This is a genomic window from Bacillus sp. FSL E2-8887 (assembly GCF_038007205.1).
Classification (GTDB): Bacteria; Bacillota; Bacilli; order Bacillales; family Bacillaceae_G; genus Bacillus_A; species Bacillus_A mycoides.
Map to the genome: position 1 here is coordinate 121,422 of NZ_JBBOWS010000001.1, position 17,490 is coordinate 138,911.

Genomic DNA, 17,490 nt, shown 5'->3' on the forward strand with positions numbered 1-17,490 from the left:
ATTTCGCGATAATATAATTTCACGTACCAATTAATTTGATAAAAATGAGCATTCAGTACGTGGTGTATAATAATAGTAATATATTCTTAATAGGAGCAAACGAATGAACGAACAATATTACGATGCTGTATTAAATATAAAAACTGTCGGCGAGCAAAAAGGATTTAATAAGTCTATGCATTATCACCGTTATGAACCGACGCCATATAGCGGATTAGATGAGTTATTGAATCAATATGAAATAACAAGTAGCGATCGAATTGTAGACTTTGGGTGCGGAAAAGGGAGATTGAATTTTTACATGCACCATAAGTGTGATGCTTCGGCCGTTGGGATTGAAATGAATGAAGAGTTTTATAAAGAAGCAATGGATAATCGTGATCATTATGCGCGAAAAGTGAGAAACAGTAAAGATAAAATTCGGTTTGAATGTTGTTTAGCGCAGGAATATGAGATTGATCCGCGTGATAACCGGTTTTATTTCTTCAATCCATTTTCTGTACAAGTGTTTATGAACGTAGTAAATAACATTTTGCTTTCAGTAGAAGCGGTGGAGAGAGAGATTGATATTATTTTATACTACCCTTCTGAAGATTATATTTTCTTCTTGGAGAATCAGACTGCATTTGAATTGAAGAAGGAAATAAGATTACCGGGTGCTTATGAGAAGAATGGGAATGAGAGATTTTTAGTTTATACATTAGGATTATAAAAAAAGCAGGTGCCTTGGCACCTGCTTTTTTAAAACTCACGTTTATATAATTAGTTACGGATTAAGTAATCAAATGCACCTAAAGCTGCATTCGCACCTGAACCCATAGAGATGATGATTTGTTTGTACGGATTATTTGTACAGTCACCTGCACCAAACACTCCTGGTACGTTTGTAGCGCCGTGCTTGTCTGTTACGATTTCACCGCGAACGCGTTCAACTGTTTCGCCTAACCAGTCTGTGTTTGGCACAAGACCGATTTGAACGAATACACCTTGTAATTCAACATGGTGTACTTCTTCAGTTTCACGATCGATGTAAGAAATACCGTTTACTTTATCAGTACCAGTGATTTCTTTCGTTTGAACATTTTTCAGAACAGTTACGTTTGGTAAGCTGTTAAGACGTTCTTGTAATACAGCATCAGCTTTTAATTCTGGCATGAATTCAAGAACAGTTACGTGCTTCACAATACCTGCTAAGTCGATAGCTGCTTCAATACCAGAGTTACCACCGCCGATAACCGCTACATCTTTTCCGATGAATAATGGACCGTCACAGTGTGGGCAGTATGCTACACCTTTGTTTTTGAACTCAGCTTCACCCGGTACGCCAACATTACGCCAGCGAGCACCTGTTGAAACGATTACGCTCTTACTTTTCAGAATAGCGCCGTTTTCAAGTTCCACTTCAATAAGTTCTTTTTTCTCTAAACGTTTCGCACGTTGTAGATTCATTACATCGATGTCGTATTCTTTTACGTGCTCTTCAAGGCTTGCTACTAGCTTAGGACCTTCAGTGCGTTTTACGCTGATGAAGTTCTCAATACCCATAGTATCCATTACTTGACCACCGAAGCGCTCAGCAACGATACCAGTGCGGATGCCTTTACGTGCTGCATAAATTGCTGCACTTGCACCAGCTGGGCCGCCACCAACAACAAGAACATCGTATGGATCTTTATCAGAAAGCTCTGATGCATCTGGACCGTTACCCATTTTAGCTAAAATTTCTTCAAGTGTCATACGACCGCTTCCGAAAGATTCGCCATTTAGGTAAACAGTTGGTACTGCCATGATGTCTTTACTTTCTACTTCCTCTTTAAATGCAGCGCCATCAATCATAGTATGTGTAATACCAGAGTTTAGAACGCTCATTACGTTAAGAGCTTGTACAACATCAGGACAGTTATGACAACTTAGGCTGATATAAGATTCAAAATGATATTCGCCTTGAATGTTTTTGATTTGATCGATTAATTTTTGTTCAACTTTTGGAGCACGTCCACTAACTTGTAGTAAAGCTAACACTAATGAAGTAAATTCGTGTCCTAATGGAATACCAGCGAATACGACACCAGTGTCTTCACCAGGGCGATTTACGCTAAAGCTTGGTGTTCTCTCTAGTTCAACTTTTTCTACTGTAATCTTAGATGACATAGTAGCTAATTCATCTACTAGAGATAACATATCTTTAGATACGTTATCGTCTCCTGCGCTTACTTTAAGTAAAATATCGTTCTCCATTAACTGAAGGTATTGGGATAGTTGTGTTTTTATATCTGCATCTAGTATCATTTTGATCGAACTCCTTAGATTTTGCCTACAAGGTCAAGGCTTGGTTTAAGTGTTGCAGAACCCTCTTGCCATTTAGCTGGGCAAACTTCACCTGGGTTGTTACGTACGTATTGAGCTGCTTTAATTTTGTTAACAAGGATGCTTGCGTCACGGCCGATACCGTCAGCATTGATTTCCATAGATTGGATAACGCCGTCTGGATCGATGATGAATGTACCACGAGCAGCAAGACCTTCTTCTTCCATTAAAACGTTGAAGTTTGTAGTGATTGTGCGAGTTGGGTCACCAATCATAATGTATTCGATTTTGCCGATAGTTTCTGAGCTATCATGCCATGCTTTGTGAGTGAAGTGAGTGTCTGTAGATACAGAGTATACTTCAACGCCTAAGTCTTTTAGAGTTGCGTATTGGTTTTGTAAGTCTTCAAGTTCAGTTGGACAAACGAATGTGAAGTCTGCTGGATAGAAACAAACTACGCTCCATTTTCCTTTTAAACTTTCGTCAGTAACTTGGATAAATTCTCCATTATGGTAAGCATTAGCTTTAAACGGTTTTACTTCTGTGCCGATTAATAACATATTAAAATTCCTCCTAAAGGTTGGTTTTGAGCATCGGAAATTAGTTTGCTCATAAAATATATTTTTTAATTAACTATAATAATTCTAATTCGATATTAATTATCATATAGAAGTGGTTATTTTGTCAAGAGAATAAACCAACTTTATACCAATTTAATTAATATTTATTCTCAATTAAGGCTGCTCGGGAATTAAAAGGTAATTTTCAAGTCATAAATTTTCAATGAGTGTTTGAAAGAGTAGTGTGTATGTTAGAGACATGGTGTAAGTATAAATTCTTAGGAAGGCAATATTTCTTAGAAGTTGTGGATTTGAAAAGGAACTGCTTACTTCTATTTTACAAAGAATTGTGCAATAAATAAAACAAAATGTATCGGAATCTTTGTGAACAATTATTGTCATCTTAAATATATATAATAAGAAGTATATTGCAATGAGAAATAGAAACATTGACGCTCATTTCTAACAAGATATAATAAAAGCGAGATATGTATTGCAATAGAGAAGATATAGTATAGATTGAAAAAGTTTCAGTCTATTATTTTTTACGGCTTTTAGAAAACGTTTACATTTAGTGTGGAGGGGAAACCATGTCTAAGTTCACGAAGTATTTTTTAATGGAAGCTAAAGATGTGATTGCATATGTGCAAGAGAAATTACCTAAGTTCGAGCATGCAAAGGGGCTAAAGTGTAAAGAAATAGGTGATGGTAATTTAAATTATGTGTTCCGCGTTTGGGATGAACAGAAGAACATTTCTGTCATTGTAAAGCAAGCTGGGGATACAGCGCGTATTTCAGATGAGTTTAAGTTGTCGACGAATCGAATCCGTATAGAATCAGATGTTTTGCGATTAGAAGGAGAGTTAGCATCTGGACTCGTGCCAAATGTATATTTGTTTGATAGTGTGATGAATTGTTGCGTGATGGAAGATTTATCAGATCACACAATATTGCGTACAGCACTCATAAATCATCAAATGTTTCCGAGGCTTGCTGATGATTTAACTACTTTTATGGTAAATACCCTTCTATTAACATCAGATGTTGTAATGAATCATAAAGAGAAGAAGGAACTCGTGAAAAATTATATAAATCCTGAGTTATGTGAGATTACAGAGGACCTCGTATATTCAGAGCCATTCACAAACCATAATAAACGCAACGAATTGTTTCAATTAAATGAAGGATGGATTAGGGAGCATATTTATAGTGATAAAGAGCTTCGTATGGAAGTAGCAAAACTTAAGTTTTCGTTTATGACGAATGCACAAGCGCTACTTCACGGTGATTTACATACTGGTTCTGTTTTTGTAAAAAGTGATTCTACAAAGGTTATTGATCCTGAATTTGCTTTTTATGGACCTATGGGATATGACGTTGGGAATATAATGGCGAATTTAATGTTTGCATGGGTGAATGCAGATGCAGTGATGCAATCTGGTATTGAGAAAGATACATATATGAACTGGATAGAATCTACCATGATAGATGTAATTGATTTATTTAAGAAGAAGTTTTTAGATGCTTGGGATATTCATGTGACAGAGATTATGGCGAAGGAAGAAGGCTTTAACCGAGTTTATTTACAATCTGTATTAGAGGATACAGCTGCAGTGACGGGTCTTGAGTTAATTCGTCGTATTGTTGGTCTAGCGAAGGTAAAGGATATGACTTGTATTGAGAATGAAGAGGCGCGTGCTAGAGCGGAGCGAATTTGTCTTCAGACAGCGAAGAAGTTTATTTTACAAGCGAATCAATATAAAACAGGTAGCAGCTTTGTAGAAACGTTAAAAAAACAGTCAATGCATAGTGCGAAATAAGGGGAGAAGATGATGGCAGAGCAATTAATACCAATTCAGTGGAAAGATGATACTTTAGTGTTATTGGATCAAACGGTATTACCGAACGAAGTAGTCTATGAATCTTTTAAAACGGCTGAGGGTGTGTGGGATGCGATTCAAGTAATGAAAGTACGAGGAGCGCCGGCAATAGGTGTTTCAGCAGCCTACGGTGTGTATTTAGGAGTAAAGGAAGTTGCGGAAAGTTCGGCGGAAGAATTCATAGCGGAAGTAAAAAAGGTATGTGCATACTTAGCGACATCAAGACCGACGGCAGTAAATTTATTTTGGGCGCTTGAAAGAATGGAAAGAGTCGCGAAAGAGAATGCTCACTTATCAATTGCGCAGTTGAAAGATAGATTATTAGAAGAAGCAAAAGAGATTCATAGAGAAGATGAAGAAATTAACCGTCAAATTGGAGAACATGCATTAACATTATTCCATGATGGCATGGGGGTATTAACGCATTGTAATGCAGGTGCGTTAGCAACGACTAAGTATGGCACTGCGACAGCTCCAATGTACTTAGCGAAAGAAAAAGGATGGGACTTAAAAATCTATTCCGATGAAACACGCCCTAGATTACAAGGTTCAACGTTAACGGCATTAGAACTGCAGCGAGCGGGAATTGATGTAACGGTCATTACAGATAATATGGCGGCAATGGTCATGTCACAAGGGAAAATCGATGCAGTAATCGTTGGATGTGATCGTGTAGCAGCAAACGGGGATGTAGCAAATAAAATTGGAACATTAGGTGTTTCGATTTTGGCTAAATATTATAACATTCCGTTTTATGTAGCAGCACCAACGCCGACAATTGATTTGAAAACACTGACAGGAAAAGAAATTCCAATTGAAGAAAGGGATGCTTCTGAAGTGATCAATCGTTTCGGACAATACTCTGCTCCGCAAGAAAGTAAAGTATACAATCCGGCATTTGATGTCACGCCATATGAAAATGTAACAGCGATTATTACGGAAAAAGGAATTGTGAGAGCACCGTTTATGGAGAATTTAAAAAAGCTATTTCAATAAGTAGATAGTTTTTAGAAAAATAGTCATCATAAGTTTCTTACTAGGGGGATGTATATGTTACTGCAAAAAGAAAGAGAAGAAGTTGTAGCGTACGGAAAGAAAATGATTTCTAGTGGTTTAACAAAGGGGACTGGCGGTAATATTAGTATTTTCAATCGTGAACAAGGTCTTGTTGCAATTAGCCCAAGTGGTCTAGATTATTATGAAACGACGCCTGAAGATGTAGTTATATTGAATTTAGATGGTGAAGTGATAGAAGGAGAGAGAAAACCATCAAGCGAATTAGATATGCACCTTATCTATTATAGAAATCGTGAAGATATAAATGCGCTTGTGCATACACATTCTCCTTACGCGAAGACAATCGCATCATTAGGGTGGGAACTTCCTGCAGTATCGTATTTAATTGCTTTTGCAGGCCCGAATGTACGCTGTGCACCGTATGAAACATTTGGTACGGAGCAATTAGCAGAGGCTGCTTTCGAGGGCATGATTGATCGCCGTGCAGTTTTACTTGCGAACCATGGTTTAATGGCCGGAGCGAATAATATAAAAATGGCGTTTACTATTGCAGAAGAAATAGAGTTTTGTGCTCAAATTTATTATCAAACGAAAAGTGTCGGAGAACCGAAATTACTGCCAGAAGACGAGATGGAGAATTTGGCGAAGAAGTTTGAAGGGTATGGGCAGCAGTAGAATGAAATAAAAACACCCTCAAGAAAAAAATCTTGAGGGTGTTTCTCTATGCCTTCTTCAATAACAAATACATAAAGTAAGGTGCACCAATTAAAGCAACGATAATACCAGCTGGAATACCGCTAGGTTCGACGATATTTCGTCCAATTGTATCCGCTAGTAGTAATAACCATCCGCCGATTAAAACGGCGATAGGGATGAATATTTGATGCCTTGGACCTACTAAAGATTTGGCGATGTGAGGAGCCATAAGTCCGATAAAGCTAATGCCTCCTGTTACGGAAACAGCAGCGGCAGCAAGTGCAACGGCTGCGATTAATAAGTATCTTCGTTCTTTTTCAATTTCAATTCCAACACCGATTGCTACTGGCTCGTTTAATGCTAGTATATTTAATCTATTTGCCTTATAGAAAACAAATGGGATTAATACGATTAGCCAAGGAAGCATTGCTAAAACAAATGTCCAGTCATCTCCCCAAATGTTTCCGGCAATCCATTTAGCGATAAAGTCTACTTTCATACGATCTGCAGATGAAATAAGTACAATCATCGCGCCAGATAGTGCAAATGAAAAACCGATGCCGGTTAATGTTAATCTTATTGGCTGAAGGCCTGTGGATTTGCTATATGAAAATACGTAAATTAGAACAGCTGTTAGAAACGCACCGATAAATCCAACGACTGGTAGTAGGTAAAGAAATGAACCTACGTCTATCGGGAAGTATAGAAAGAAAACAGAAACTGCAACACCAGCACCAGCGTTAATGCCGAGAATACCAGGTTCAGCTAAATCGTTTCGGGTAATACCTTGTAATACAGCACCTGATAAAGCGAGTGCCATACCAGCTAATAATGTAATGACGATTCTAGGTAGCCTTAAAGAATATAAAACGAATTCTTCTTTAAATGAACCTTGTCCCATAAGTGTTGGGATTAATCTGTCATAGGAGAGAGCGGCAGAACCGAGTCCCATTCCAATTACAATTGTTGTGATGGTAAGTATGAGTAATGCAAGTATGATAAGGCGTTGTTTCTTTAGAATAGATTGCATCATGAGAAAGTTCTTCCTCCTTTACGAACAATGAATAGGAAGAATGGTAATCCTACAATTGCGACGATTGCAGCAACTGGTGTTTCATACGGAGCGTTAATTGTACGTCCGATTGTATCTGCGAGCAGCATAAAGGAAGCACCAGCGATCGCTGACATCGGTATAACAAAACGGTAATCTGGTCCAACGATTGGACGAACCATATGGGGTACCATAAGGCCGATAAATGCCATGTTTCCGACAAGCGCTACAGAAGCACCTGCAAGCAAGATAATAATGATAAATAAAATTGTTTTAATGACGATAATTTTTTGACCGAGTCCAACGGCAACTTCTTCACTGAAACTAAGAACTGTTAATTTCTTTGCAAGTAAGATAGCGATAAATATACTTATTGAAATAACCGGAATAATAATTTTTAATTGGCTCCAACTCGTTCCAATTACTCCCCCAGCCGTCCACATTGATACATCTTGTGAAATTTTAAAGTAAATGCCAACACCTTCTGAGATTGCAAGTAGAAATGCTGAAACAGCAGCACCAGCTAATACAATTCGAAGAGGGGAAAGTCCGCCCTTTTTCACCATGCCAATTCCAAATACCATAATAGCGCCAATTGCAGCACCGATAAAGCAAGCTAGTGTTAAGTAAAGGTAGCTTATAGAAGGATTGAAGGCAAGTGTTAGTGCAAGTGCAGCATTTGCGCCACCAGTTAGGCCAAGTAATCCAGGATCGGCAAGTGGGTTTCGCGTTAATCCTTGCATAATTGCACCAGAAACAGCGAGTCCAGCTCCTACAAAAATAGCAGCAACTTCACGTGGTAAACGTATTTCACGAAGGATGGATAGCTTATCTCCTTTAGCAGAGGAAGTAAGTGCTAACCATACGTCTTTTATAGAAGTATCTGCAGCGCCTAACACCATTGCAAACATAAAAATAAGAAAGAATGCAATGATACTCAAAATTAATTTGTATGTAAAAGCGTTGGAACGTAGGTTGTCTTGCTCTTTTTTCATTCGTTTCACATCTTTTCTTTTCATAGAATAAAGGAAGAGGAATTCTTAAATTAAGAATTCCTCATGTTTGTATTATTGACCAAGAAAGCTCTTCTTGAAGAAGTCTAGTTGGAAATCTAATGTAAGTGGATCATTGAAATAGAATTCCATCATGTTTGCTTCATATACACGATTATTTTTTACTGCTGGAATGTTTTTATATGATTCTGTCTCTTGGAATGAGTTATCAGTATCTTTGTTTTTACTTACGATTAAGTAATCACCAGCAAACTCAGGTAATACCTCAGTAGATAATGCGTAGTATCCTTCTTTTAAAGCTTTTTCTTTTACTTTTTCAGGCATTTTTAATTTCATTTCTTGGTAAAGAATTTCTGTTCCACGGCCCCAGTTTTCGCCGTATACGTAAAGCTGTTTGTTGAAGTTTTCAACAACAGAAACTGTTGCATCTTCACCAATCTTCGCTTTAATGTCTTTTCCAGCTGTTTGTGCGCGTTTCTTGAAATCATCAACCCAAGTTTTTGCTTCTTTTTCTTTATTTAATAATTTACCGATTTCTAAGTGTTGTGTTAAGTAATCAACTTTTCCGTAAGTGTATGTTACAGTAGGAGCGATTTTCTTTAACTTATCAACATTTTTAATATTTGATAAACCAATGATTAAATCTGGATTTAATTCTGCAATCTTTTCAACATTTTCATCTGATACTTCAGCGACATTTTTAAGCTTGCTATCGAAACGTGGGTTTTGTTTAGACCATGAATCTACCCCAACAAGATTTACACCTAATGACATTACGTTACCAGCGAATGATGATAGGACAACAACACGTTGTGGATTTGCTGGAACTTCTACTTTACCATTTTCAGATTGGTATGTAATTGTTTCTGATTTCTTACCTTTTGCGTCGTTCTTCTTGTCTGTTGAACCGTTGCTACAAGCACTCATAACAAGGACGAACAGAACTGTTAGTGAAATAAATAATTTTTTCATCGTCTTTCTCCTTTTGATAGATGATATGTGATATACAATAAATTGTTTAGCTTTGATCTTTTGAAAAGTTAGTGGTAATACAAAAGTCTTATTAACAATCTTGAACTTGAGATTTTACCATATAGTATTCACCATAGTAATAGAAGAAGATGTAATCTCACAGTTGCTAATAATTAACAAATTGATAATGATTATCACTATTGATTCTTTAAATACTATAATTTTATATAGGTGTATTGTCAATAGTGATTTTGATTGTAAAATTTATAAAAACAAGTTATATTTTATTGAGAATGATAATCAATTATTAGTAGCTGAGGAGTGACACGAATGAATCAAGAAGAATTGTTTGATGTAACTGTGATAGGCGGAGGACCTGCAGGGCTTTATTCAGCTTTTTATAGTGGACTAAGAGAGATGAAAACGAAAATAATAGAATTTCAACCACAGTTAGGTGGAAAAATACATGTTTATCCGGAGAAAATGATTTGGGATATTGGCGGATTATTACCGGTTACTGGTGAGAAATTAATTGAGCAACTTGTACAACAAGGATTAACATTTCAGCCTGAAGTTGTATTGAATACAAAAATAGAATCAATTATTCGTAATCAGGATGGCATTTTTACGTTGAAAACAAGCTCTGGGGAAGAACATTTTTCAAAAACAGTGATCGTCGCAACTGGGAGTGGTATATTGAATCCACAAAAGTTATCAATTGAAGGTGCTGAGAGATTCGAAGTCTCAAATTTAAATTATACAGTTAAATCGTTAAAACGTTTCAAAGATAAAACGGTAATTATTTCAGGCGGAGGGAACTCCGCAATTGATTGGGTGAACGAATTAGAACCAATCGCGAAAAAAGTTTATTTAACATATAGAAAAGAAGAATTATCTGGTCATGAAGCACAAGTAAAACAACTTATGAACAGTTCAGCAGAATGTTTCTTTAATACATCGATTACAAAATTAATTGCTGGTGATAACCATGAAGCGATTGAATATGTAGAATTAACAAATCATGAAACTGGAGAAGTTTCTCATTTATCTATCGATGAAGTTATTATTAATCATGGATATGAACGCGATATAACATTATTAGAAAATAGTGAGCTAGATGTTGCTATTGTTGATAATTATTATATTGCAGGGAATGCAAATAGTGAGTCCTCGGTAGACGGATTATATGCCGCTGGAGATATTTTAAAGCATGACGGAAAATTACATTTAATTGCAGGGGCATTCCAAGATGCTGGAAATGCTGTGAATAAAGCGAAACAATTTATTCAACCTGATGCAAGTGAGTACGGAATGGTTTCTTCCCATAATGAAGTATTTAAGAAGAGAAATCGAGAATTGATTAAGCAGATGATGAAATAATAAAGGAACAAGTATACCCCCATTTACATCTCTATTTCTATGGACGAGAGATACAAATGGGGTTTTTCCTGTTTACTATATTTTCAATCATTTTCATGACACCGTTTTCATTAGTTCATGTCATATGAATGTATTTCTATAAAAAGGGAACACAAAGACTTGAACATTTTATTTGTAAATCTTTCTAGGAAACAATGAATCTATAGTTGGTTTGTGCGGAACATTATTAAATTATGCTGTCCCTTTTTCCTGTTCATTAGGAAATGGGATATTTTGTATAGAAACAATATATTGTTTTCCATGTTGTCGAGCTAATGATTCTAATATTTGACGAACGCGTTTTGTAAGATTGCCTTGTTTTTTTATAGCTTCACAATATGCATCATAGAAAACGTATTTAGCCCAAAGGAAATCATCTTGTTGGAATAAGAAATGATTTTTGTACCATTCACCAATCGTATGATAACAATTATTTTCATGTACTGCTGCACTTTGTGAAAGAATACGATCGGATAAAGACTTAGATAGATGAGAAATTGTGTTTTCTGTTTCAACTCGTAATGTTTTTTCTAACATTGTAATGATGTGACGAGTAGCCATATGTTAACTCTCCTTTGTGTAAATGGGTAATACCATTCTATATTTAAAAAAATACTTACTATACTATTATACAATATATGGAATGCATCTACCTGCTTTTTAATTTGTATTTACAAAATCTTTTTTATTTGTTTACAAAAATAAAGTAAGATACATTATGTATATGAAAAAATAATAAAGGAATGAACACATTGTATATAACGATAGAAGAGGCTGCGGAGTATTTGAAATTACCAAAATCGTATGTTGAAGACTTAATTCAGCAAAAGAAAGTTCGTGCATTGTTTGATGGAGAGCAATATTTAATAAATAAGGAACAGTTTAATACACATTTAGAACAAATGGAGAAATATAAGCAGTTAGTGGAAGAAATATTAAATGAACCAATTCCAGAAGATATGGATGTTAAAGACGAAGATTAAATTTATAAAAAGCCCCCGTATTAAGATATGCAGAAATGTATCTTAATACGGGGGCTTTTTATATTAAGGGATGAAAAAGTCATCCGAAATCCTAGAGTTACTTTAAGGGAAAGAAGATTTTATGGGGATTAGTATTATTAGTTAAAAGCATATTTTTTCATAGCGGGGACAAACATAGCGAACATAACCTGTACAGATACATATACTATCAGTGCAAAAGCTTATAAATTAATGGAAGGGGTTTTCTCGTGAGTTTATTTCATTGTGATTTTTTGAAAGACTTAATTGGATCTTACGTGAGAGTAAACAGAGGTGGTCCAGAATCTCAAAAAGGAATAATAGTCGCAGTATGTTCGGATTACTTTGTATTAAAGAGTGAAAAAGGAGAGCTTTCTTACTATCAGCTTCGCCATCTAAAAAGTGTTACAAAAAATACGAAAGATTGTGAAGCAGATGATTATGGATGGTTGGAATATGAAGATGACTTTGAAAAGCTACTTCAAAGCTTCAAATATCGCTGGGTGAAAATTAATCGGGGTGGCCCAGAAAAAATTGAAGGTATTTTACAAGATGTTTCTTGTGATTATGTGACATTAATTGTAAAAGAAGAAGTTATATTAATCTCAATAACTCATATTAAGAGTGTTAGTTATAGCCCAGTAGTGTGCGGAGAGAGCGAAGAAAGTAACAGTGAAAGCAACAGTGAAAGCAATAGTGAAAGCAATAATTCAGGTCGAACTCGTGCACAAAGACAATCAAGTAGAGGAAGATAATAAGGAAGGAGGATACGAACTTGGAGAGCGTATTATGCTGTGATCAAATTAAAGGTTTAGTCGGTGAGAATGTAAAAGTAAATCTGCGCGGACCAGAAAGTCGAGTAGGTGTACTGTTATCGTTAGGAAAAGATTACCTTACACTACAATTACCCCATGGAGAAGTAGTGTATTATCAGCTGAAACATGTGAAGAGTCTAGTCAAGAAAGTGAAAGAAACAAAATGTGACGATTACTATGGTTCAGGTTTCTATTCTGATGAAGATACTTTTTTTGATGTATTAAAAGACCTGAAGTATAAGTGGATAAAGATTAATCGCGGTGGACCAGAGTGTGTAGAAGGTTTATTAAGTGAAGTGCATGAAGAATGTATTATACTAGTAAACTGTGATGAAGTTATTTATATAATTAATTATCATGTTAAGAGTGTGAGTCAAGTAGTGAAATGTAAAAAGAATGAAGATGAATAATGTTTAATAAATAAGAGGGGCATTATGATTGGAAGTAAAGAACGATTTCATAGTTCGCTACAATTATGAACGATATATGAAAAGGATCTCTTACTATTAAAAGACAGAACATTGCCCTGATTATTTTTTTTAGAAATGGAAGGCAGGAAAAGTAGTATTTTATAGAAAGGAGGATATAGATGAATGAGTTAAACAAAAATATTGGAGAAAATATATACGTTAAATTAATCGGTGAAAAAAGATTTAAAGGTGTATTAATTGATGTAGGAAATGATATTGTAGTTCTTTACAATGGACAAGACTATGTATATATATCTTTATACCATATCCAGTATTATAAATTTTTAAGAGAGCATGATGAAGAAATATTAAGGCCTGGTGTGGACTCTGTAATTAAGAGGGAATCACCTTCAATTTCTTTGAGAAAAGTATTAATCACATCTAAAGGGATTTTTACAGAAATTTATGTGGCAGGAAATGTTCCGATACACGGTTATGTTACAAGTGTGATGAACGATTATATTGTTTTTTATAGCCCTGTTTACAAAACTGTATATATATCTTTAAAGCATTTGAAGTGGTTAATTCCTTATAAAGAGAACCAAGTGCCTTATTCCCTCAATAAAAATGAACTCCCCGTAAATCCATTAAATATTACTCTAGCTAGAACTTTTGAAGAACAGCTTATTAAAATGTCAGGGAAAATTATGGTGTTTGATTTAGGCGAGGAATCTAATAAAATCGGAAAGATGACGAAAATTGATGAAGGGCATATTGAAATATTAAAAGCACGTGACGCAAAAATGTACGTGAATATTCAACATGTGAAATCTGTCCATTGTCCGTAGGCTAGTTGAAAGGGCTGGCTTTTTCTTTTATATATAGGGAAGAAAAGGTCGAGCCTATTTGTTTAATTCGATTTGGATATGAGGGGGAAATGAATTGAATATCATATAGGTATGTTAGTGTGATCTTTGAAGGGGCAATCTTGTACTAAAGGTGTACGAGCTACCTTTTTGTGTATTCAACTCACTTTTGAGGAAGTGCTGCTCAACTACTTTATTAAAGGGGTTTTGTTTGTGGAGCAGTTTCCAGATTCGTTTTCGATTACATTACTTGGCAGTGCTGGTGGAGCAGCAAAAGCAGTGTTAGCAATTTTGAATCAAGCGGTAGTAAATGAAAAAGATCCAATTTATGAAGTGATAAAGAATGTGAACTTCCATTTGGTGGATATAAAACAAAAAGATAAAAGTTATTATGATGAGTTGTTTCCAAATTTGAAAGAGCAATTTTTTTTATATGAAATAAACCTTCAAGATGTAGTCAAATTTAAACATCATTTAAAGGAAAAAAGAACGAAGGTTGTTATTGATGTTTCAGGTGCAGATACAATTAGGGTACTGAGTTGTTGTAATGACCTTGGCATTTGTTATATTAATTCGGCTTTGGAAAATGAGGCAGTAGATCAAGACGATAGTTTACTTGGTTTTCAGCTTACGGAAAGGTATACGAGGTTTGAGAAGGAGAAAGAAACATTTACAAATACAAGAGCGATTATAGGCTCAGGTATGAATCCTGGTGTTGTTCAATGGATGGTTGTTGAGCTTATGAAAGAACGTCCAAATGAAAAGCCGCGAGCATGCTATATTGTAGAACATGATACTTCATTTTTGAATGATAAAGAGCTTATAAAACCTCATACACTTTATGCATCGTGGGCAGTTGAGCGTTTTCTGGATGAAGCGATATGGAGTTATCCTATGTATATGAGTCATCATCGTCCACTTTACTTTTATGAGGATGTATATGCTTCAGAGTATAAAGTAAAGTTAGGTGAAAAAGAATTTTATGGTTGCTTAATGCCACATGAAGAAGTTTTAATTTTAGGGAAATCTTTTAATATGGAAGTGGGTTTTCTTTATCGGATCAATGAGTATACAACAAACTTAATTAGACAGAACTTAGATGAAGTGGAAGATTTATGGAATTGGAATCGTAAAGTATTTAATCCAGCAGAAGATGATATTATAGGAGAAGATTTAGTCGGTGTGTTGCTCGTTTATGAACATAATGAGACATACATGTATAATGTAATGAATAGTAGCCAAGTTTTTCAAAAATATAAAACAAATGCGACGTACTTCCAAGTAGGGTGTGGAATTTATGCTGGCTTATGTAGTTTACTGTTAGATACTTTTGGACAAGGCGCTTATTATGTAGAAGAATTATTATTAAATACTGAAAGTAAGTATGGGGAATATTTAAATTTATATATGAAGGATTTTGTAGTAGGACATAATAATTTTACAGATGGATTGCTAAATGATAGGGTAAGATGGATATAAATTGTAACTGAAAAGGAAGGAGCTGTATCTCCTTCCTTTTAGTATTAGAAGGTTACATGTTGCCCTGAAAGCAATTTCATAATTATAATTTAAAGAGATAACACTTGAAATGTTTTTTTGTATTGATCAAGAGGAGTTTTTATATGAACAAATACAAGAGCTTGATTTATGAAGAAAGAGAAGCTTTAAAAGTATTTATATTATTATTCTATATTATATTCTTTTTATATGACGTTATCTATTATTTTGTTTATCCCGCTATGAATATTAATGAAGCAAGGGTAGGGTGGCCAGAAGGTGGTATGGGAATAGGTGTATATATATTAGTAATATCTTTATTTCCTATTTCAATATATCTTCAAAAACAAGGTTATGTATATTTTGTGAAATACTTATTTTTAATTGGGTATATGCTTATTGATCTTATTAATAACTTAATGATTTATTTACACAGTGATCGTGTTTTTGAAAATGGAAATATGGTTGAAATATTTTTAATTCTATTTGCACCGATTTTCGTGAACAGAAAATATTTTTATTTCGTTTCCTGTAGTGTAATTGGAAAATATGTATTTTTTACTTTGATATTACAAGATGTAAAAGTTGTGATTCCGCTTGTATTATGTATATTCTTTTTCATCATTTCGCATTCTTTATTAAAGAGATTTCAATCTTATGTAAGGACAGTTGTTGAGATGATGAACAGTATGAAAGAGACAGAAAATTTAGCGGTTATTGGGACTATGTCTACAACAATCGCTCATGAAATTCGAAATCCATTAACAGCTTTAAAAGGATTTACACAAATTCAAAAAGAAAGAAATCCTGAAGATACGATGAGCTATGAGATTATGCTGCAAGAAATTGAGAGAATTAATGGGTTTGTTAGTGAATTGATGTTATTAGGAAAACCGAAACCAACAAATTATGAATGGTGTAATATAGGGGAAATCCTTTTATATGTTGTACAGTTAATGGAAAGCTATGCAACTCAATATAAAGTGAAATTTAATTTGCAAGTAGATGGAAATTTACCCGTTATAAATGGTGATGATAAGCAATTAAAACAAGTGTTGTTAAACATCATCAAAAATGGAATTGAATCGATGCCAGGAGGCGGGAATATTCAGATTCTGGCATATGAAAAAGCTGGAGAGAACTTGTGTATTTCTGTTGAAGATCAAGGTCTTGGGATAGAAAATGAGAAAATAGAAAAGATCGGAAAAGCTTTTTATACAACAAAAGAGAATGGTACAGGTCTTGGATTAATGATTACATATAAAATTATTGAAGAACATCAAGGGAGTATCGCGATTGAAAGTAGTATGGGGATAGGAACGAAAGTGGAAATTTATTTACCAACAGTGTAGTGCATTAGACGAAATTACTTTTCAGAAAAGTGTTCTTGTTGTGTAAATATAAACATTTTATAAAATGTTTCAAGAAGGGTTTTTTTTATAAAAAACTTCGTTTATAATGGAGGAAAATATCGACATAGAGCTTTTAGCTCATGTAACGGTTCAGTAGTGTTATGAAAAGAAAAGAAGGGGTGCACGCGCATCCTTTTTTCTATGCGGATATGATGAAAGGGGTGGTATGATGGAATTAACATTAAATTCGACTGTATGTTTACACACGATTCAATTTCGAAAAGAGCAAAAGAACTATATTGTAAAAGATACGATTACAGGAGAGACATATGAAATGCCGCCACTTTGGATTGATGCACTAGCAATGATGCGTGACGGTTTTTTATTGGGAGAAATTGAGGAGAAATTAAAAGAAGAATATCCAGCAGAAGAAGTAAATATGGTAGCATTTACGAGGCAACTGTTAGAGCTAGAACTTGTCGAAATGGTAGATGGAGAAGAGATAGCTTGTACAAAGAAGAAAGATAAAGATTATTTAGCTTGGATACGCCCAAGGGTGGAGCAATTCTTTTTTAACTTAAATAAAAAATATAAAAGCAAAGGTCAAAAGTGATCTTTGCTTTTTTTGTAGAAC

Annotated in this window: 18 protein-coding genes; 12 read left to right on the forward strand and 6 right to left on the reverse strand. The window is 34.8% G+C overall.

From position 1 onward, the window contains the following. Positions 1 to 103 precede the first annotated feature (103 nt). Positions 104 to 712, forward strand: coding sequence for an SAM-dependent methyltransferase (locus NSQ08_RS00510; RefSeq protein ID WP_340770260.1), 609 nt, complete (start codon positions 104 to 106; stop codon positions 710 to 712). 50 nt (positions 713 to 762) lie between these two features. Here the strand turns inward: NSQ08_RS00510 and ahpF are convergent, their stop codons facing one another. Both ahpF and ahpC read right to left on the reverse strand, forming a co-directional pair. Next, positions 763 to 2,289 (reverse strand): alkyl hydroperoxide reductase subunit F, encoded by a 1,527-nt coding sequence (gene ahpF, locus NSQ08_RS00515; protein ID WP_002124933.1) that lies wholly within the window; start codon positions 2,287 to 2,289, stop codon positions 763 to 765. Between the two features lie 14 nt (positions 2,290 to 2,303). Beyond that, complete coding sequence (ahpC, locus tag NSQ08_RS00520) at positions 2,304 to 2,867, reverse strand: alkyl hydroperoxide reductase subunit C (protein ID WP_000924420.1); 564 nt, start codon at positions 2,865 to 2,867, stop codon at positions 2,304 to 2,306. A gap of 590 nt (positions 2,868 to 3,457) precedes the next feature. On the opposite strand from ahpC, the gene mtnK reads away from it, so the two are divergent. From mtnK to NSQ08_RS00535, 3 genes are read left to right on the forward strand one after another with little or no spacing between them, the layout of a single operon-like run. Further along, on the forward strand, positions 3,458 to 4,687 hold the full coding sequence (gene mtnK / locus NSQ08_RS00525; RefSeq protein WP_002124934.1) for an S-methyl-5-thioribose kinase: 1,230 nt from the start codon (positions 3,458 to 3,460) through the stop codon (positions 4,685 to 4,687). Between the two features lie 12 nt (positions 4,688 to 4,699). Further along, positions 4,700 to 5,743, forward strand: coding sequence for an S-methyl-5-thioribose-1-phosphate isomerase (mtnA, locus tag NSQ08_RS00530; protein ID WP_340770263.1), 1,044 nt, complete (start codon positions 4,700 to 4,702; stop codon positions 5,741 to 5,743). A gap of 54 nt (positions 5,744 to 5,797) precedes the next feature. After that, positions 5,798 to 6,439, forward strand: coding sequence for an L-fuculose-phosphate aldolase (locus tag NSQ08_RS00535; RefSeq protein WP_002029515.1), 642 nt, complete (start codon positions 5,798 to 5,800; stop codon positions 6,437 to 6,439). 46 nt (positions 6,440 to 6,485) lie between these two features. On the opposite strand, the gene NSQ08_RS00540 is transcribed toward NSQ08_RS00535, so the two are convergent. Genes NSQ08_RS00540 through NSQ08_RS00550 form a run of 3 tightly spaced genes read right to left on the reverse strand, consistent with a single transcriptional unit; the run spans position 6,486 to position 9,496 of the window. Continuing rightward, the gene (locus tag NSQ08_RS00540) at positions 6,486 to 7,493 is read right to left on the reverse strand and encodes a FecCD family ABC transporter permease (RefSeq protein ID WP_340770266.1); all 1,008 of its coding nucleotides are present in this window, start codon (positions 7,491 to 7,493) and stop codon (positions 6,486 to 6,488) included. Beyond that, the gene (locus NSQ08_RS00545; RefSeq protein WP_002091286.1) at positions 7,490 to 8,530 is read right to left on the reverse strand and encodes a FecCD family ABC transporter permease; all 1,041 of its coding nucleotides are present in this window, start codon (positions 8,528 to 8,530) and stop codon (positions 7,490 to 7,492) included. The genes NSQ08_RS00540 and NSQ08_RS00545 overlap by 4 nt, the downstream gene beginning before the upstream one ends. 48 nt (positions 8,531 to 8,578) lie before the next feature. Next, positions 8,579 to 9,496: an iron-hydroxamate ABC transporter substrate-binding protein gene (locus tag NSQ08_RS00550; protein WP_000732562.1), complete on the reverse strand. Its 918-nt coding sequence runs from the start codon at positions 9,494 to 9,496 to the stop codon at positions 8,579 to 8,581. A 330-nt stretch (positions 9,497 to 9,826) separates the two neighbouring features. Between NSQ08_RS00550 and NSQ08_RS00555 the strand changes: the two genes are divergently transcribed. After that, the gene (locus tag NSQ08_RS00555) at positions 9,827 to 10,876 is read left to right on the forward strand and encodes an NAD(P)/FAD-dependent oxidoreductase (RefSeq protein WP_340770279.1); all 1,050 of its coding nucleotides are present in this window, start codon (positions 9,827 to 9,829) and stop codon (positions 10,874 to 10,876) included. Between the two features lie 231 nt (positions 10,877 to 11,107). Here NSQ08_RS00555 and NSQ08_RS00560 read toward each other — a convergent pair whose 3' ends face one another. Further along, a complete protein-coding gene (locus tag NSQ08_RS00560) occupies positions 11,108 to 11,476 on the reverse strand; it encodes a hypothetical protein (protein ID WP_002010187.1) in 369 nt (122 codons plus the stop codon). Positions 11,477 to 11,658: 182 nt separating this feature from the next. On the opposite strand from NSQ08_RS00560, the gene NSQ08_RS00565 reads away from it, so the two are divergent. The 7 genes from NSQ08_RS00565 (at position 11,659) to NSQ08_RS00595 (ending at position 17,469) form a co-directional block, all read left to right on the forward strand. Beyond that, the gene (locus NSQ08_RS00565; RefSeq protein WP_002010190.1) at positions 11,659 to 11,898 is read left to right on the forward strand and encodes a helix-turn-helix domain-containing protein; all 240 of its coding nucleotides are present in this window, start codon (positions 11,659 to 11,661) and stop codon (positions 11,896 to 11,898) included. Between the two features lie 248 nt (positions 11,899 to 12,146). Beyond that, on the forward strand, positions 12,147 to 12,671 hold the full coding sequence (locus tag NSQ08_RS00570) for a spore coat protein (RefSeq protein WP_088293265.1): 525 nt from the start codon (positions 12,147 to 12,149) through the stop codon (positions 12,669 to 12,671). Positions 12,672 to 12,691: 20 nt separating this feature from the next. Then, positions 12,692 to 13,141, forward strand: coding sequence for a spore coat protein (locus NSQ08_RS00575; RefSeq protein WP_340770288.1), 450 nt, complete (start codon positions 12,692 to 12,694; stop codon positions 13,139 to 13,141). 179 nt (positions 13,142 to 13,320) lie between these two features. Beyond that, entirely contained in the window at positions 13,321 to 13,989 is a 669-nt protein-coding gene (locus tag NSQ08_RS00580) for a DUF2642 domain-containing protein (RefSeq protein ID WP_340770290.1), read from the forward strand. 231 nt (positions 13,990 to 14,220) lie between these two features. Beyond that, positions 14,221 to 15,486 (forward strand): S-adenosylmethionine decarboxylase related protein, encoded by a 1,266-nt coding sequence (locus NSQ08_RS00585; protein ID WP_340770294.1) that lies wholly within the window; start codon positions 14,221 to 14,223, stop codon positions 15,484 to 15,486. 143 nt (positions 15,487 to 15,629) lie between these two features. After that, the gene (locus NSQ08_RS00590) at positions 15,630 to 16,856 is read left to right on the forward strand and encodes an ATP-binding protein (RefSeq protein ID WP_044444297.1); all 1,227 of its coding nucleotides are present in this window, start codon (positions 15,630 to 15,632) and stop codon (positions 16,854 to 16,856) included. A gap of 229 nt (positions 16,857 to 17,085) precedes the next feature. After that, positions 17,086 to 17,469, forward strand: a complete 384-nt coding sequence (locus NSQ08_RS00595; RefSeq protein WP_033708170.1) for a hypothetical protein — start codon at positions 17,086 to 17,088, stop codon at positions 17,467 to 17,469. The last annotated feature ends 21 nt before the right edge of the window (positions 17,470 to 17,490 follow it).

Bases quoted from the DNA above. Each gene is read 5' to 3' on its own strand.
- NSQ08_RS00560 (WP_002010187.1), bottom strand. From the start codon at position 11,476: ATGGCTACTCGTCACATCATTACAATGTTAGAAAAAACATTACGAGTT.
- NSQ08_RS00540 (WP_340770266.1), bottom strand. From the start codon at position 7,493: ATGATGCAATCTATTCTAAAGAAACAACGCCTTATCATACTTGCATTA.
- NSQ08_RS00565 (WP_002010190.1), top strand. From the start codon at position 11,659: ATGAACACATTGTATATAACGATAGAAGAGGCTGCGGAGTATTTGAAA.
- NSQ08_RS00580 (WP_340770290.1), top strand. From the start codon at position 13,321: ATGAATGAGTTAAACAAAAATATTGGAGAAAATATATACGTTAAATTA.
- NSQ08_RS00595 (WP_033708170.1), top strand. From the start codon at position 17,086: ATGGAATTAACATTAAATTCGACTGTATGTTTACACACGATTCAATTT.
- NSQ08_RS00535 (WP_002029515.1), top strand. From the start codon at position 5,798: ATGTTACTGCAAAAAGAAAGAGAAGAAGTTGTAGCGTACGGAAAGAAA.
- ahpC (WP_000924420.1), bottom strand. From the start codon at position 2,867: ATGTTATTAATCGGCACAGAAGTAAAACCGTTTAAAGCTAATGCTTAC.
- NSQ08_RS00545 (WP_002091286.1), bottom strand. From the start codon at position 8,530: ATGAAAAGAAAAGATGTGAAACGAATGAAAAAAGAGCAAGACAACCTA.
- mtnA (WP_340770263.1), top strand. From the start codon at position 4,700: ATGGCAGAGCAATTAATACCAATTCAGTGGAAAGATGATACTTTAGTG.
- NSQ08_RS00510 (WP_340770260.1), top strand. From the start codon at position 104: ATGAACGAACAATATTACGATGCTGTATTAAATATAAAAACTGTCGGC.
- NSQ08_RS00590 (WP_044444297.1), top strand. From the start codon at position 15,630: ATGAACAAATACAAGAGCTTGATTTATGAAGAAAGAGAAGCTTTAAAA.
- NSQ08_RS00555 (WP_340770279.1), top strand. From the start codon at position 9,827: ATGAATCAAGAAGAATTGTTTGATGTAACTGTGATAGGCGGAGGACCT.
- ahpF (WP_002124933.1), bottom strand. From the start codon at position 2,289: ATGATACTAGATGCAGATATAAAAACACAACTATCCCAATACCTTCAG.
- NSQ08_RS00550 (WP_000732562.1), bottom strand. From the start codon at position 9,496: ATGAAAAAATTATTTATTTCACTAACAGTTCTGTTCGTCCTTGTTATG.
- mtnK (WP_002124934.1), top strand. From the start codon at position 3,458: ATGTCTAAGTTCACGAAGTATTTTTTAATGGAAGCTAAAGATGTGATT.